Source organism: Bacillus sp. FJAT-27231 (assembly GCF_001183975.1).
GTDB lineage: Bacteria > Bacillota > Bacilli > Bacillales > Domibacillaceae > Pseudobacillus > Pseudobacillus wudalianchiensis.
In genome coordinates this window covers 2,504,952-2,521,313 of record NZ_LFZU01000001.1, presented here as the reverse complement: position 1 = coordinate 2,521,313, position 16,362 = coordinate 2,504,952, and the positions used below count along the sequence as shown (strand labels likewise).

Annotated in this window: 17 protein-coding genes; 14 read left to right on the top strand and 3 right to left on the bottom strand. The window is 40.6% G+C overall.

Annotated features, from left to right (window positions below):
• Positions 1-56: 56 nt before the first annotated feature.
• The gene (locus AC623_RS12010; protein ID WP_197090969.1) at positions 57-1,043 is read right to left on the bottom strand and encodes a DMT family transporter; all 987 of its coding nucleotides are present in this window, start codon (positions 1,041-1,043) and stop codon (positions 57-59) included.
• Between the two features lie 342 nt (positions 1,044-1,385).
• Here AC623_RS12010 and AC623_RS12005 point away from each other — a divergent pair, with 342 nt between their 5' ends.
• The 4 genes from AC623_RS12005 (at position 1,386) to AC623_RS11990 (ending at position 5,574) form a co-directional block, all read left to right on the top strand.
• Complete coding sequence (locus tag AC623_RS12005; protein WP_049662787.1) at positions 1,386-2,387, top strand: ABC transporter substrate-binding protein; 1,002 nt, start codon at positions 1,386-1,388, stop codon at positions 2,385-2,387.
• A gap of 61 nt (positions 2,388-2,448) precedes the next feature.
• Positions 2,449-3,468, top strand: coding sequence for an ABC transporter permease (locus AC623_RS12000; RefSeq protein ID WP_049662784.1), 1,020 nt, complete (start codon positions 2,449-2,451; stop codon positions 3,466-3,468).
• Positions 3,443-4,237 carry an ABC transporter ATP-binding protein gene (locus AC623_RS11995; RefSeq protein WP_049662781.1) on the top strand — a complete coding sequence of 265 codons (795 nt, stop codon included), beginning with the start codon at positions 3,443-3,445 and terminating at the stop codon, positions 4,235-4,237. The genes AC623_RS12000 and AC623_RS11995 overlap by 26 nt, the downstream gene beginning before the upstream one ends.
• A gap of 494 nt (positions 4,238-4,731) precedes the next feature.
• Positions 4,732-5,574, top strand: a complete 843-nt coding sequence (locus AC623_RS11990) for a DegV family protein (RefSeq protein ID WP_049662778.1) — start codon at positions 4,732-4,734, stop codon at positions 5,572-5,574.
• 46 nt (positions 5,575-5,620) lie between these two features.
• On the opposite strand, the gene AC623_RS11985 is transcribed toward AC623_RS11990, so the two are convergent.
• Positions 5,621-6,127: a PCYCGC motif-containing (lipo)protein gene (locus AC623_RS11985; RefSeq protein WP_049662776.1), complete on the bottom strand. Its 507-nt coding sequence runs from the start codon at positions 6,125-6,127 to the stop codon at positions 5,621-5,623.
• A gap of 161 nt (positions 6,128-6,288) precedes the next feature.
• On the opposite strand from AC623_RS11985, the gene AC623_RS11980 reads away from it, so the two are divergent.
• From AC623_RS11980 to AC623_RS11940, 9 genes are all read left to right on the top strand, one after another.
• The gene (locus AC623_RS11980) at positions 6,289-7,059 is read left to right on the top strand and encodes an SGNH/GDSL hydrolase family protein (RefSeq protein ID WP_049666576.1); all 771 of its coding nucleotides are present in this window, start codon (positions 6,289-6,291) and stop codon (positions 7,057-7,059) included.
• Positions 7,056-7,634: a YpmS family protein gene (locus tag AC623_RS11975; RefSeq protein ID WP_049662773.1), complete on the top strand. Its 579-nt coding sequence runs from the start codon at positions 7,056-7,058 to the stop codon at positions 7,632-7,634. The genes AC623_RS11980 and AC623_RS11975 overlap by 4 nt, the downstream gene beginning before the upstream one ends.
• A 154-nt stretch (positions 7,635-7,788) precedes the next feature.
• Complete coding sequence (gene msrA, locus AC623_RS11970; RefSeq protein ID WP_049662770.1) at positions 7,789-8,325, top strand: peptide-methionine (S)-S-oxide reductase MsrA; 537 nt, start codon at positions 7,789-7,791, stop codon at positions 8,323-8,325.
• Positions 8,315-8,752: a peptide-methionine (R)-S-oxide reductase MsrB gene (gene msrB, locus AC623_RS11965; protein WP_049662767.1), complete on the top strand. Its 438-nt coding sequence runs from the start codon at positions 8,315-8,317 to the stop codon at positions 8,750-8,752. The genes msrA and msrB overlap by 11 nt, the downstream gene beginning before the upstream one ends.
• Positions 8,753-8,866: 114 nt before the next feature.
• The gene (locus AC623_RS11960) at positions 8,867-9,091 is read left to right on the top strand and encodes a YozE family protein (protein WP_269429916.1); all 225 of its coding nucleotides are present in this window, start codon (positions 8,867-8,869) and stop codon (positions 9,089-9,091) included.
• 164 nt (positions 9,092-9,255) lie between these two features.
• Positions 9,256-10,026 (top strand): sporulation protein, encoded by a 771-nt coding sequence (locus tag AC623_RS11955; protein WP_049662761.1) that lies wholly within the window; start codon positions 9,256-9,258, stop codon positions 10,024-10,026.
• Positions 10,027-10,125: 99 nt separating this feature from the next.
• The gene (gene deoD / locus AC623_RS11950; RefSeq protein ID WP_049662758.1) at positions 10,126-10,830 is read left to right on the top strand and encodes a purine-nucleoside phosphorylase; all 705 of its coding nucleotides are present in this window, start codon (positions 10,126-10,128) and stop codon (positions 10,828-10,830) included.
• A 132-nt stretch (positions 10,831-10,962) separates the two neighbouring features.
• Positions 10,963-11,751 carry a M15 family metallopeptidase gene (locus AC623_RS11945; RefSeq protein ID WP_049662756.1) on the top strand — a complete coding sequence of 263 codons (789 nt, stop codon included), beginning with the start codon at positions 10,963-10,965 and terminating at the stop codon, positions 11,749-11,751.
• 262 nt (positions 11,752-12,013) lie between these two features.
• On the top strand, positions 12,014-13,489 hold the full coding sequence (locus AC623_RS11940) for a S41 family peptidase (protein ID WP_049662753.1): 1,476 nt from the start codon (positions 12,014-12,016) through the stop codon (positions 13,487-13,489).
• A 184-nt stretch (positions 13,490-13,673) separates the two neighbouring features.
• On the opposite strand, the gene AC623_RS11935 is transcribed toward AC623_RS11940, so the two are convergent.
• Positions 13,674-14,978 (bottom strand): diguanylate cyclase domain-containing protein, encoded by a 1,305-nt coding sequence (locus AC623_RS11935; protein ID WP_049662750.1) that lies wholly within the window; start codon positions 14,976-14,978, stop codon positions 13,674-13,676.
• Between the two features lie 464 nt (positions 14,979-15,442).
• Between AC623_RS11935 and AC623_RS21105 the strand changes: the two genes are divergently transcribed.
• Entirely contained in the window at positions 15,443-16,318 is an 876-nt protein-coding gene (locus AC623_RS21105) for a CAP domain-containing protein (RefSeq protein WP_082174410.1), read from the top strand.
• Positions 16,319-16,362: the final 44 nt, after the last annotated feature.

The following is a 16,362-nucleotide window of genomic DNA, read 5'->3' as shown; positions in this document are numbered from 1 at the left end:
TCTCTTAATAAGATTTGAGCTGCAAGCTTTTTTAGGTAAAGCCGGGTGTCTAACTGTCATTTATATGGTTGCTCGTAAGCGCGTTGCCGTTTTTTGAATAACAGGAAATGACCGGTTCCATTTCGGCTTACAACTGTAATACCTACAGCAACGAGAATAAGTGCACTGAAAATATTAGCGGTTACATGCTCTCCAGTGATAAATAAGGCGGATAGCAATGTACCCGAAACAGGCATCACAAATCGATAGAGTGCGATCTCACCTGCTTTGTTGAACTTTAACAATGAATTCCACAAGGCAAAAGCAGCAGCCGATATAAAGACAGAATAACCTAACAAGACCCAGGCGTTAGGTGTAAAAGTCATGGAATGGGACTCGAGATTCGGTGTGCCAATGATCAGCATAAAAAGAGACCCGGCAAACATTTGCCAGCCAGTCAAAGTGAAAGGGTGAATATCAGAAGCCAATCTTTTGGACAAGAACGTACCAAAAGCGCTTACTAAGCCTGAAAGCACCATAAAGCCTTCTCCAAAGAAAGAAAAACCTCCGGATGTACCCTGCCCCCAATTGGCCAATATAATCCCTCCGAAGCCAGCTGTTAAACCAAATACCTTCCGCCAATTTAAGCGGTCATTCGAATAAATGAAATGGGCCAAAAAAACAGTGAAAAATGTTCCGCAAGAATTCAGGATTGCCCCCTTCATTCCAGAAGTATGAGCTAATCCAATGTAAAAAAGGGAGTATTGTATGCTCGTTGACATCAAGCCTAAGCTCATAACGGCTGGCCATTGGCGCCAGCTTAATTTAAGTGCTTTTCTATCGGCACAGAACATAATAAATAATAGTAACAGCGCTGCCATCATAAAGCGTATGCCAGCAAAAACGATTTTTGCAGCTAAATCCTCTTCGTTCATCTTAAGTTCTTCATAACTTAGTTTCAACACAGGAAAAGCACTTCCCCATAGTATCGAGCAAAACACCGCAATCGCCACTACCCAATATTTATTTGTAAGAAAGTATGCCTGTCCCTTTCGCTGCCTCATATTGACCATCCTTTATTTTCGTCTATTAATCTAGCTATTATACACCACTGCTATATAGAGGCAACTACCTTACATCCTAAGCTTGTTTAATTGTGTTTAATGAGAGAAGGGGTTAAAAACAATAAAAAGCATAAATGTTTTTTTTGGATAGTATGTAAAAAAATAAAAGTTATGTGGAAAGTCAGTTTTGACGCTACAACGCACAAAAGCGTTAACGCCAAAAATTGATATTATTAATATTCTGAAAACACTTGATTTTCTGTTTCCTTTCAAGCATAATAAATTTATCTCAGAAATAGTTGGAAAGTTGTTAGAAAGATAGGGACTTAAGGGGGAGAGTAAATGAAAAAGTGGATAAAAGGAATGGCAGCCGCTGGAATAGCGAGTGCAGTTTTGCTAGCTGGCTGTGGAGGAGAAACGGAGGAAAAAGGACAAGAATCGTCCGGAGGAAACAAAGAGAAAACGTATAAGGTTGGTGTTACACAAATTGTTGAACATCCATCTCTTGATAACGCTTACAAAGGATTCCAGAAGGCGTTAGAGGATGCAGGCATAAAGGCGGATTACGATGTTCAGATTGCTCAGGGTGATCAAAATAATAACCAGACGATTGCCAATAACTTTGCTGGCGACAAGGTAGATTTGATCTTCGCTAACTCCACACCAAGTGCTACAGGAGCACTTAATGCTACGAAAGACATCCCAATTGTTTTCACCTCTGTTACAGATCCAAAGGCAGCAGGTCTAGTGAAGGATCCGCAGAAGCCTGGTGGTAATATTACAGGAACAACTGATTTACATCCGGAAGCTATTCCGAAAACAATTGAATTTATGGCGAAAGAGTTTGACGGCAAAAATGTAGGCGTTATTTACAATGCTGGGGAACAAAACTCTGTTGCCCAAGTAGAAGAAGTTAAAAAGGTAATGGAAAAGAACGGATTAAAAATGGTGCCTGTAACAGTATCTACTTCTTCAGAGGTTAAGCAGGCTGCTGAATCTCTTGCTGGGAAGGCTGATATGATTTATATCATCACTGATAACACAGTTGTCTCTGCGCTAGAGTCTGTTATCCAAGTTGCGAACCAAAAAGATATTCCTTTATTCGTCGCTGAATTAGATTCTGTGAAACGCGGAGGATTCGCAGCATTTGGTTTTGAGTACTATGACATTGGATATGAAGCGGGAGAAATGGCTGCAAAAATTCTAAAAGATGGAGAAAAACCGGGTGATCTGCCTGTACAGCCTCCACAAAACTTGAAACTGCTTATTAATGAAAAAGCAGCGAAGGAAATGAATATTAAGATAAAAGATGAGTGGAAAAACGAAGCGGAATTTGTAAAGTAATGAACGGGGGGGCTTTTAACTGAAAGCCTCCTTGCCATCCGTCCAACAGGAGGAGATTTATATGTTTACAGCCTTATTTGGCTCAGTAGAAGTTGGTGTTATCTATGCCATCATGGCTTTGGGGGTCTACCTGTCCTTTAGAATATTGGACTTTCCGGATTTAACGGTAGATGGAAGCTTTGTAACCGGAGGAGCGACAGCGGCTGTATTAATTATTTCTGGCGTCAATCCTTTTCTTGCAACCATTGCCGCTTTATTAGCTGGGTTCTTGGCAGGATGTGTGACTGGCATTCTCCATACAAAAGGTAAAATTAATCCGTTATTGTCAGGGATTTTAATGATGATTGCCCTCTATTCAATTAATCTTCGTATTATGGATAAACCGAATGTGCCGCTTCTTGCAGAAGAAACGGTTATTACCAAGATTACATCTTGGTGGCAAGGTTTAGGGTTCGACAATGTTATACAGAGCCTCTTCACTTCTATCGGACTTAGCGATTATATTCCTTCAACATGGGGGATCCTCATTGTCATGTTCATTGTAGCTTTTGCTATTAAGAAAATGGTCGACCTTTTCTTAAAAACAGAGATTGGTTTAAGTCTACGAGCAGTTGGTGACAACGATGGAATGGTGCGCAGCTTTTCAGCCAACACAGACTGGTTAAAAGTGCTCGGATTAGGTATCTCAAATGCACTCGTAGCTTTTTCAGGTGCACTCGTAGCTCAATATAATGGCTTTAGCGACGTCGGAATGGGAATTGGTATGATTATTATTGGGTTGGCTTCCGTTATTATCGGAGAAGCTGTAATCGGAAATGCATCAATTGTTCGAGCGACGCTTGCTGTATTAATTGGTGCAATTTTATACCGTTTGATCGTGACATTAGCACTAAGAGCCGATTTCCTTGAAACAGGTGACATGAAGCTTATTACGGCTATTATCGTTATTTTTGCTTTGGTGGTGCCTAAGTTAATTGATAAACAAAAAGCCGGTGCAAGAAAGAAAAAACGGGCCGCTCAATTAGATTCGGCTAACCCAAATGGAGGGGATCAGGTTGCTGCAGCTAGATCAGATTTATAAAGTTTTCTATGAAGGTACCCCCGATGAAAAGATTGCTTTAAACCAATTATATTTACACATGAAACCAGGCGATTTCGTTACCGTTATCGGTAGTAACGGAGCCGGAAAATCAACTTTAATGAATATCATTTCAGGAAATATCTTTCCTGATTACGGAACAGTAAAAATTAATGGGGATGACATGACCTCTATGTCTGAGCATAAGCGTGCCAGAAAAATCGGCCGGGTCTTTCAAAATCCGCTCGCTGGGACGGCACCAACGATGACAATTGAAGAAAATTTAGCACTTGCCTACAACCGCACGAAGCCGAGATCTCTTCAATTTGGCGTAACAAAAAAGCGCCGTGAGTTCTTTCGTGAGCAGCTAGAAATTCTTCATCTTGGCCTTGAAAACCGGCTGCAGGCTAAGGTAGGCTTGCTGTCTGGTGGTGAACGGCAGGCGCTTTCTTTATTGATGGCTACGTTCACAAAGCCTGATATCCTGCTTTTAGATGAACATACAGCCGCTCTTGACCCAGCAAGAGCCGATTTGATCACCAAATTAACGAAAGAGATTGTGGAAAAATTCCAGTTAACAACGTTAATGGTTACCCACAATATGCAACAAGCGTTAGACCTTGGAAATCGTCTTATTATGATGGACAAAGGACAAATTATTTTCCAAGCCAATGAGACAGAAAAGCCAGATTTAACAGTAGAAAAGCTGTTAGCTGAGTTCCAAAGAATTCGTGGCGAAGCACTTTTAAGCGACCGTTCACTACTGGCATAAAACGCTCCCCTCTCCAAAAAGCTAAAGCTTTTTGGAGAGGAGATTATTTTTTCCAAGCAAACATTAACTGCATAATAAGAAGAAAAGGCTAAGTGCATGGTATCAACTGTTTTGCTCTTCAATATGACACTGTTAAAGATGAAAATTGTCTTTTAACAGTTAACTAGAGAAAAAGACGGCAATTTCCCCATTATGCACTCGCGGGATCCTATACGATGCGAATCAAGCACGTCATTTAACGTCCTGCAGGAAAAGAGAGTCTTAGTGAAACCCCGCGAGAGCGCAAGCGACGAGGAGGCTCACGGATCGCCCGCGAAAAGCATCCGTCTGTAGTGAAAATGAACAGCCAAGCAAAAAAAATAAAAGAAGAAACACTTAAAAAGAATGAGGACTATCTTCATTCTTTTTTGCATTTTGTCAAAAGTAGAGGATGCTATCGGCAGTATTTAACGTTATAATATCCTCAGGTTGATTGATGATAAGGATGTGGAACCGTGCAAAAAATTAAAATTGTAACAGATTCAACAGTGGATTTGAAGAAAGAAGTGCTGAACCAGTACGGGATTACAATCGTGCCTTTAACGATTTTCATAGATGGAGAGACTTATTTAGATACAGTGGATATTTCGCCTGATGAATTTTTAGAAAAAATGAAACGGGCAAAGGAATTGCCAAAAAGTTCACAGCCATCTGTAGGCCGCTTTTTAGAAGTGTATGATGAGCTAGGAAAAGACGGAAGCCAAGTGCTGTCTATTCATATGACAGGAAAGATGAGTGGAACGGTACGGGCTGCAGAACAAGCGGCGGAAATAAGCCAATCGGATGTGACAGTGGTCGATTCAGGCTATATTTCAAAAGCGCTTTCTTTTCAGGTAATCGAAGCAGCCAAGCTTGCTGAGCAGGGAACACCAATGGAGGAAATTGTTCGTCTGCTGCAGGAGATTCGTTCGCAGACGAAGCTTTATATTGTAGTAGATACATTGGAAAACTTAATAAAGGGAGGACGTATCGGTAAAGCAAAAGGCTTTATTGGTTCGCTTTTAAATATCAAGCCAATCGCTAATCTTGATACGGGAGAATTGAACCCGGTGGCAAAAGTACGCAGTCATGCTCAAGTTGTTAAATATTTATCTACTCATATTGCTGAAGAAGTTAGAGGAAAAAAAGTGATGAAAATTGGCCTTGTCCATGCGGATGGCTATGAACTAGCGAGCCGGCTTAAAGAAAAATTAATCGAGCTGACTGGATTTGAAGATTTTGAAATTGAGACAACCACTCCCATCATTTCAACACACACAGGGTTAGGAGCTCTTGGTGTTATGTATTGGGCTAGATAACGATGGAGTAAAAAATGTTCCGAAAGCATAGCTTTCGGAACATTTTTTATGCAGGCATTGGAGTCGGTGTCGGCTTAGCATAGCCTTCTTTATATTTTTCGACGATGTATTGACGAATTTCTTTTAATGATTTGCCATCTTGCGACATCATGATCGATTCGGCGGCAATTTCGAGGCATACTCCGCAACGAGTGCCGTGGTCATCCCAGACAACTTTTTCCTTTGATATGTCCGCAACAAAGCAATTTAAATTGCTTTTGTGTCCGGCTGAATCGCTGCATCCGCAATAACAAGGCATGGAGGCAAGAATATCGGGATGCTGAGCAGCAGCAAGATAGATCGTTCTCATGTCGTCGTTTTTATCATTTAAAAAAGCGGGCAATTCCTCAGCAGAAGAAGTAGCTTCTTGCAGATCTCCATTCGGTAGAGTGTGAGCATCACCATGACCGGCGTGTTCTGTTTCTCCGGCCTTTTCCTTGTCCGATTTGGCTGAGCAGCCCGCAATCAGGACCATTAGAATACCGAGAACGGCAAAATAATGAACTAATTTCATTCATCTAAACTCCTTTTCAGTGTTTTTGCTATACAGTCAAACATATTATACTATACAATCGTTCAAGAGCCTATTTAGAAAGTGTAGTCCATACCTCTTCTAAAAAAGGAATATGCTATAATATGAATAATTCAAACTGCGGGGTGAACAACTTGAGAAAAATGTGGATCATTTTCTTCACCTTTGTGTTCAGTTTAACAGGCTGTTCCACATTTCCGAACGAAACAGCAGAAATCATTCCAAAAAATTTAAACGTCGTTTCGATTGGTGACTCTTTAACGCAAGGAGTTGGAGACAGTACAGAAAGCGGCGGCTATATTCCTTATTTGCAAAACCGGCTGGAGCAGCTCGCTGAAGTGAAGAAAGCCCGTTTTGTGAATTATGGCGTAAAAGGCAATCGTACTGATCAACTGCTGAAAAGGCTCAGCCAGCAGGAAGTAAAAGACTCCTTAAAGAAAGCTGATCTTGTCATTATTACAATCGGTGGAAATGATGTGATGAAAGTATTTAGAGATAATTTTACACAACTAAATGTCAAAGAGTTTGATAGACAGCGTTTATCTTATGAAAAGCGCCTTGATGACATTATCCAATCGGTTAGAAAGCAGAACAGAGACGCAGGCGTCGTCTTAATAGGTCTTTATAATCCGTTTTTGAAAGTGTTGGGTAACGTAAAAGAAGTAGAGGCGATTATAGCTGATTGGAATGAAGGAAGCAAAGAGGTAGTCGAGCAGTATGATAAAACATGCTTCGTTCCTGTGGAAGATCTTTTTAAAAACACGAAGGAGAATCTTTTATACAATGATCAGTTTCATCCGAATGATAAAGGATATGAGCTGATAGCAAATAGAATATTTGAAACAATTGATGGACAAAAGCTAGAAGAACTAACGAACAAAAAAATTATTTACGCAAATGAGGAGAGCGAATGAAGAAAGGTTGGAAATTAGCGTTTTTAGGATTGCTTGCGATAAATGTAGTAGTGATTCTTGTCCTTCTTATCGGTTTGTTGTCACCAATAAAAGAGGAGCCGCTCCCAAAAGCTTCCCCAGAAAAAGAGGCAGTTGAGTTTCATGTACAATCCAATAAAGAAGATTTAAATAGAGTCATAAAAGCATTTATAGAAAAAGAAAAAGCCAAAAGCTTCGTTGATTACAATGTGTATCTGCGTGATCAAGTAGAATTATATGGAGATATAGCCGTATTCTCTGAGAGGATCGATTATAAATTAACATTTGAGCCGGAAGCGTTGAAAAATGGAAACGTCGTCCTTCGGCAAAAAGGGATTAAGGTCGGTAAAATTAATTTGCCGGTTTCTTACGTATTAAAAACGGCAAGAGATGCTTATCATTTTCCTGACTGGGTCAAAATTATGCCTGGTGATGAGCTAATTTATATCTCTTTGGATAAAATGAAGCTGGAAAGTGATTTAAGAGTGCGAGCGGATCGTATCGATCTTAAAAAGGATGATATCCGCTTTACATTCCAGCTGCCGATAGAACAATAGTGATATTATCTAGCTGTATGAAAACAAATATTTGTCAACAGCTTGAGCTGTCCTTATCAGGGCGGCTTTTTTTGTGAGCTGAATGATATCTCTTTCTTGTGAAATCATTTACAATGGTTAAATAAGGTATTACTTTCCTAAGAGGTGATAACAGATGGAAGAGAAAGCAATCTTTGCCGGAGGCTGTTTTTGGTGTATGGTAAAGCCGTTTGACGAGCAGCCGGGCATTAAAAAGGTCGTGTCTGGATATACCGGGGGATTTACGGAAAATCCAACATATGAAGAAGTATGCAGTGAAGCGACCGGTCATTACGAAGCGGTAGAAATCACGTATGATCCGGACGTTTTTCCATATGAGCGTTTGCTCGATATTTACTGGATGAACATTGATCCAACAGATATTGGCGGCCAGTTCTACGATCGGGGCCAGTCTTATCAACCGGCTATTTTTTATCATACGGAAGGGCAGCGCCGTCTTGCCGAAGAGTCTAAAGAAAAGCTAAACAAGAGCGGGCGCTTTCCTGTTCCGGTCACGGTGAAAATTTTGCCGGCGAAGCCATTTTATCCAGCAGAAGAATATCATCAATATTACTATAAGAAAAACCCAGCTCATTATGAGGCCTATCACCAAGGGTCAGGAAGAGCAGCCTTTATTCGTAATCATTGGGGAGGGAAGAAAAGTGAAAGATAATCAGCCAGAATTAAAGCAAAAGCTAAACAAGCTTCAATACGAGGTCACGCAAAATAATGGAACGGAGCCTCCTTTCCATAATGAATACTGGAACACCTTTGAAGAGGGCATTTATGTCGATATTATCTCCGGCCGGCCTTTATTTTCCTCTCGAGACAAATATGATGCAGGATGTGGCTGGCCAAGCTTTACGAAACCAATTGAAGGAGAGGAAATTGTAGAGAATCAGGATTTAAGCTACAACATGGTACGCACAGAAGTCAGAAGCAAGACAGCGGATTCTCATCTCGGCCATGTTTTTCCGGATGGGCCGGGTCCTGCTGGATTACGTTATTGCATCAATTCAGCCGCTTTGCGTTTTATTCCAAAAGAACAGATGAAGGAAGAAGGCTACGCTGAGCTGTTATCGTTATTCAGTGAAGAATAACAGGGGTTTTCTTTTATGAAATCACACTAACATAGGATCGACTGACTTTTTGAAAAATGTTCTTTACATGAAATGCCTTCTTCCTTTATATTGAGTGAAAAAGGAGATGGGTTTTTGCGAAAGTCATTTTTTCACTATTTAATGAAATTTCGCGAAGAGCCGCCGAGAGATGAACTGGCGGAATTCGCGAATCATGCATTTCATGATCACAGCTTCCCGAAAATGGCCAGTCAGTACGATGAATTAAGCCGCTATTTAGAGATGAATGGTTTTTATTTATCAAGCATGGCCGTATTTGATGAGGCATGGGATCGTTATATCGAAGAAGAAAAAGAGTAAGAGATTGCCTAAAGCAAAGAACCAAAGAGCAGCACTCTACTAAAAGGGTGGAAGCGGGGACTTGCAGGCAGTCTCTTTTTTTAGAACAAGTAAATGAATGTGAAACTTTTCAAGAAAAGCAGCGTATGTTAAATGAATGTATAAATAGAAAAGGGGGAATTGAAATGTCATTTTTCAATAAAGTATTAGCCAGTATAGGAATTGGAGCGGCTAAAGTAGACACAAAGCTCGAAAAGCCAGAATACACAGCTGGAGAAACAATTAGAGGACAAGTAGAAATATCTGGAGGAAGTACTGAGCAGCAAATTGATTCCATTTATTTAACGGTGTACACGACGTTTATCCGTGAAGCAGATGACCGCAAATATACCGATCACGCAGCGGTTAAAAAACATAAGTTAAATGAACCATTTAAAATAGGTGTTAATGAAAAGAAGTCCATTCCTTTTTCGATGGAGCTGCCGATCGATACGCCGATTACTTATGGCAACACGCGTGTCTGGGTGGCGACTGGGCTTGATATTAAAAATGCTGCTGATCCTGGAGATAAAGATTACATCGAAGTGCGTCCGACAACGCTGGCAGCTTCGGTGCTTGATGCCATCGGCCAACTCGGTTTCCGGCTGCGGGAGGTAGAGTGCGAACAAGCATCCAAACGGATAGGGAGCCGTTTCCCGTTTGTACAAGAATTTGAATTTGTTCCGACAAGCGGTCCATTTCGCGGCAAGCTAGACGAACTAGAAGTTAGTTTTTTAGCGCAGGCTAAAGAGAAAGCGGAGTTGCTCATCCAGGTTGACCGGAAAGCGAGAGGCATTGGCGGATTATTTGCCGAGGCGCTTGAAATGGATGAAACGCTTTTGAGACTTACCGTTACTTCCCAGGATGTGCCACGTTTAGACGAAAAGCTCAAGAATGAAATTGCTCGATACGCTTAACTAGTGAAAGGATTGGGGAAGTACTCATATTCATTGCAGACCCTTCTAAAAAGAATTACAATAATGAAAGCAGTCAGAGATTATTTAGGAGGGTTTACAATGAGTATTCATATCGGTGCAAAAGAAAATGAAATAGCGGAAACGGTCCTGCTCCCAGGAGATCCGCTGCGGGCAAAATATATTGCGGAAACATTTTTAGAACATCCGGTTTGTTACAATGAAGTTAGAAATATGTTTGGTTATACAGGAACATATAAAGGTAAAAAAATCTCTGTACAAGGAACAGGGATGGGGGTTCCGTCTATTTCCATTTACATAAACGAGCTTATGCAAAGTTACAATGTCCAAAATTTAATCCGTGTCGGTACATGTGGGGCTATCCAAAAAGATGTACACGTTCGTGACGTTATTTTAGCGATGAGTGCGTCCACCGACTCCCAGATGAACCGATTCACATTTAACGGGGTGGACTACGCTCCGACCGCAAACTGGGATCTGCTAAAGAAAGCATTTGATGCCGGTACTGAAAAAGGGCTTCAATTAAAGGTAGGAAATGTGTTTACAGCGGATATGTTCTATAATGACAATGCCGAGCATGAAAAATGGGCTAACTATGGTATTTTAGCGATTGAAATGGAAACAGCTGCTCTTTATACATTGGCCGCAAAATATGGCCGCAAAGCGCTGTCTGTCCTAACGGTAAGTGATCACATTTTAACAGGGGAAGAAACAACTGCCGCTGAGCGCCAAACAACATTTAATGAAATGATTGAAGTGGCCCTTGAGGCAGCTATTCAAGAGTAAAGCAAGGGGTGTGTTTGAAACATTCCTTCATAAACAGTAAGCCAGCCTGTTAACGGGCTGGTTTTCCTTTGAATGCTCAACAAACGTCCTGTAGAAGATTTAAGGAATTTTAGTGGAAAATAAGGTGATGAAATGAAAAAAACAGGATGGCTACTAACCGCTGCTCTATTGCTTAGCGGTTGTCAGCAGCTAGACGGAAAAGAAAAGCAGGAAAGTCATCAGGAAAAGAGTGTATCAGAAAAACAGCCGCCGGCAAAAGAAGCTTCTGCTGGTCCTAAGCTGGAGGCCGTCTACTTTAATAAAATAAAAGAAGTAAATGGCAAAAAAGTCATCACAAACCCTGAAAATATAATGGTGCTTGTGAATAAACAATTTTCTTTGCCAGGAGATTATACACCGCCTGATTTAGTACGTCCGAAAGTAGCTTTTTCATTTGGAGAACAGGATATTGAAAAAAGCCACATGAGAAAAGAAGCTGCTGAGGCGCTTGAAAAAATGTTTGCTGGCGCCAAACAGGAACAGGTTCAATTATTCGCTGTTTCGGGTTACCGTTCCTACAAGAGACAAGTAGAAATCATGAATAATCAAATAGCGTCAGCAGGTTCCTTCGAAAAAGCAGCTCAGGCAGTTGCCCCTCCTGGACAAAGTGAGCATCAGACAGGGCTCACGATGGATATATCAGCGGAAAGTGTCAATTTCGATTTACTGCAATCGTTTGAAACGACGAAAGAAGGCCAATGGCTGGCGAATAATGCTCATAAATATGGATTTATTTTACGTTATCCAAAAGGGAAGGAAAAAGTAACGGAGTATATGTATGAGCCGTGGCATTTTCGCTATGTTGGTGTAAAAGCGGCCGAAGAAATTTTTCGGCATGGCTGGACGCTTGAGGAGTACTTTAATAACGTAGAGAAAATATAGACAGGCGTTCTGTTCCCTTCTCTTTTCAGAAGGATGAGAATTAAATTGATGGAAGCAGCTAGTGTTTTAAAACGTGAATTTGATGCATAGGAATGCCCATGATCATTGCGGGCAGGTGAGTAACAAGGATAGGCAGTATTTGTTCATGCATTAATCTCTCCTCTTATAGGCAGGAGAGGTTTTTTCTTTTTAATTCAATTGAAAACTGATAGAATGTAAGAGTTGAATAAACGAACATTAAGCATGGAAAGCGGTGAGCATCATGGATGAAAACAAGTCCGATCAACCAAGTGGCAAGCATCCATCTCCTTACATTCGGTTGAAGAAATTTCACTTTATTATGCTTGTATTCTTCCTCGTCTTCGCGACAGCGGCCATTACTACGCTCGCTCTTGCTTTTGGAGGAGAAAAGGCAGCAGAAGTCGGCATGAAGCCGCGTGGAGAGTTTGAAAAGCTATATGAAGCCTACGATAAATTGGAAAAAAACTATTATCAAGACATTAATGAAGAAAAGCTGATAAATGGGGCCATTAATGGCATGCTCGATTCTCTTGATGATCCTTATTCCGATTACATGGATAAAAAAGAAGCTAGTCAATTCCATGAAAGTGTTTCCTCCTCCTTCGAAGGCATCGGGGCAGAAATACAAGAAGAAAAAGGCATGATTAAAATCGTTTCGCCGATTAAAGGCTCACCTGCAGAAAAAGCAGGTCTTCGTCCAAATGATCGAATTATGGCGGTAGACGGAAAGAGCCTGGAGGGGATGAGTTCGTCAGAGGCTGTATTATTAATCAGAGGCGAAAAAGGAACAAAAGTAAAGTTAAAAGTACAGCGTGCTGGAACAAAAGAGCCAATGGAAATCACGATTGTACGTGATGAAATTCCAATCGAGACGGTTTATGCTGAGATGAACGATGACAAGGTAGCGCACATTCAAATTACAAGTTTCTCCGAGCATACGGCAGCAGAGCTGAAAAAGGCCATAGAAGAAATGGAGAAAAAAGGCATGAAATCTATGGTGCTCGATGTACGGCAAAATCCGGGAGGGCTGCTTGATCAAGCAGTTGAGATGACGGATATGTTTGTTCCAGAAGGAAAAGTATTATTCCAAGTAGAGGATAATCAAGGCAGACGTGAAAAAATGGTGTCTGACAGCAAAAAGAAAGTCACGGTTCCAGTTGTCGTGCTAGTGGACAGTGGAAGCGCCAGTGCTTCAGAAATCTTTGCGGCAGCTATGAAGGAATCTGCTGGTGTTACTCTAATTGGAGAAAAGACGTTTGGAAAAGGAACTGTACAGACGGCAGAGGATTTCAAGGACGGATCAAATATGAAGTTCACGACGGCCAAATGGTTAACGCCAAACGGCAATTGGATTCATAAAAAAGGAATAAAGCCAGATATAGAAGTGAAGCTTCCTGATTATGCTAATCTACCTTATCTTAACCCTGATAGTGAATTAAAGCTTGACAGCTTGTCAGAAGAAGTGAAAAATGGAGAGAAAATGCTCGAAGCGCTTGGATATCATCCTGGTAAAGTAGATGGCTTTTTCGATAAAGCAACGGAAGAAGCGGTAAAAGAGTTCCAGAAAAAATCAGGCATTGAACAAACTGGTGTACTGTCAGGTGACACGACTGTTCGGTTAATGACAGATCTAAGAGAAAAGATCCAACAAAACGATACACAAAAGGAAAAAGCAATTGAAATACTGAAAGAGAGGCAGAGCAGCTCCGCTTCTTAAAAAATGACTCTATTAAAGTTGAAGGTTTAAACACTGATAAATCAAAAGCCTGTATCTTCTCTAAATATAGAAAAGATACAGGCTTTTTATATTGAAGTCCCATACCTCTGTAAAGATCCATCAGCCATACGAATAAATGTAAACTTTTTATATAGTCGAACCGTAATTAACTTTCCTGTAAAGGTTAAATCGTAATTCCCCTTGATATTTTTAATTGATTTCTGCCAGCTTTTTTCGCTTCATAGAGAGCTTGATCAGCAAGTTCAATCAAATCTTCTATCGTGTAATCCTGTTTGGCAGGGTCCACGGTCGCAAGGCCTGCGCTGACGGTCACATAATCGCTTATTTTTGATTGAACGTGCGGGATGTTCAACTTTTCAACACTTTTTCGAACTTCTTCAGCTGCCAGAACGCTTTTTTCAGCAGAGAGATCTGGGAATATAATAGCGAACTCTTCTCCGCCATATCTAGCTATAAAGCCAGAGAACTCCTTTGCCTTTTGTTCCATTATGAACGCTACTCTCCTTAAACAGTCATCACCGCTCAAATGTCCATACGTATCATTGTATGCTTTGAAAAAATCAATATCTAACAACAAAAGGGAGAGAGGCTTATTCCACTGAATGGCTTTTTTGCGTTCAGCCGCTATTCTTTGATCAAATGTCCGGCGATTTGGAATACTCGTTAATCCATCCAGAGAAGAAAGCCTATTCAATTGTTCGTTCATTGCCTTTAATTTAGTTTCAGTCTCTTTCAATGTCGAAATATCAGAAAACACCGCGACATAATGACTTGCCTGTCCAGTCTCATCTGTTAATGAACTTATCGTCAACCATTCGGGATAAGTACAACCAAACTTATTCTTATTACAAACTTCGCCTTCCCAATAGCCATTTGTCAGCAAGTTCATCCACATCTCACGATAAAAAGCTTCCCCATGCTTCCCGGACTGGAGTATGGATAGATTTTGGCCTTTTACTTCATCAAAAGTGTAGCCAGTAATTCTCGTAAATCCATTATTCACGTACATAATGCTCTCATCTGCATTGGTAATGATAACGCCTTGTTGAGTAGTTTCCAACACTTTTGCAAATAGTTTAAGTTCTGTCTCGTACTTCTTTCGAGCTGTAATATCTTGAATTTGTGAAATGAAAAAAAGTGGATGATTCGCTTTATCACAAACAATTGAAGCAGTCAGTAAAACAGTGATGACATGTCCTTTTTTATGAAAGTAGCGCTTCTCCATTTGATAGGAACTCTTTTTTCCTTGAATCAATTCATTCACATGAGACAAATCAATCTCTAAATCTTCCGGATGAGTAATCTCTTTAAAGGTAATGGCGAGCAATTCATACTCCGTGTACCCTGTTAATTGACAGATTGCATGATTCACTTTCAGCCATTTTCCATCAAGGCCGACAAGCGCCATGCCAATACCGGAATGCTGAAAAGCGTTAGAAAATAATACATCACTTTGGAAGTTCTCCATGGTCCCTATCCCTCAAATCAGTAAAATTATATAATTCCATGATAAGCGATTTGCAGATATTGTAAACAGAGAAAAGCCTTACTAATGATCACTGCTTGAATAGAAAAAAATTCAATAAATATTCCTCTTTTGTTAAGGTAGTATGAAAAAATCGTCCGGGTTGTCATGATAATGTCTTTTTTGAAAAAAACCTCTTCTTCTTTCCCTTTTTTAAAAAAATAAAACGTTCCAATTTTATGAAGCCTATCCTTAGCTATGGAAAGCCCCCTTATAATTGCTTATTTGTGAAATCAGCGGTAAATGTTGATACCTCAAGGCTGAGCCAACTTCATAGATTCCTAGCAGCCACCGGTTCTTTTTCAAAAAGAGAACTGGTTTTTTTGCTATGAATTGCCTCTCTTATTACAAAAAAATCATGTTACGATTTTACTGTCAAAAAAAGAAGAAATAGGAGTGAAGTTTACATGAATAAAAAAGTAGTTGTTTCATTAGCAGCGTCATTAACATTGTTTGCTTCTCCGTTCGTTAATAAAACAGAAGCAGCAGAAATTTCAAAGCCAACAGTAAAGGTTCAATGTCAAACTGGACAAGTTGTGATTCCTAAAGAAGTAGCACAACAGTTTGCTAAAGGAAATGTAGATTGGCAATCGATTTTAAAACAGTATGGCTGGACAGTACAACAGCCAGCACAGCAAGCACCGACAACAAAACCAGCTCCGGAAGCGAAGCCAGCACCGACAACAAAACCAGCTCCGGAAGCGAAGCCAGCACCGACAACAAAACCAGCTCCGGAAGCGAAGCCAGCACCGACAACAAAACCAGCTCCGGAAGCGAAGCCAGCACCGACAACAAAACCAGCTCCGGAAGCGAAGCCAGCACCAACAACGAAGCCAGCTCCGGAAGCAAAACCAGCACCAACAACAAAACCAGCACCAAGCAAACCGTCACAGACAACAGCTGGATTAAGTGCATTCGAACAACAAGTAGTTGACCTTACAAATCAAGAGCGTCAAAAAGCTGGATTACAGCCTTTAAAAGCTGATACTCAGTTAAGCTCAGTAGCTAGAAAAAAATCAGAAGATATGCTAGCAAAAAACTATTTCTCTCATACTAGCCCAACTTATGGATCTCCATTTGACATGATGAAACAATTTGGCATCACGTATCGTACAGCAGGAGAAAATATTGCAAAAGGACAACGTACACCTGCAGAAGTAGTAAAAGCTTGGATGGAAAGCCCTGGACACCGTGCGAATATTCTAAATAAAGACTATACACATATTGGCGTTGGTTATGTTGAAAACGGAAATATTTGGACACAAATGTTTATCGGTAAATAAGAAGCAGGAGCACCGTGAATTCACGGTGCTTTTTTCGGTTATAT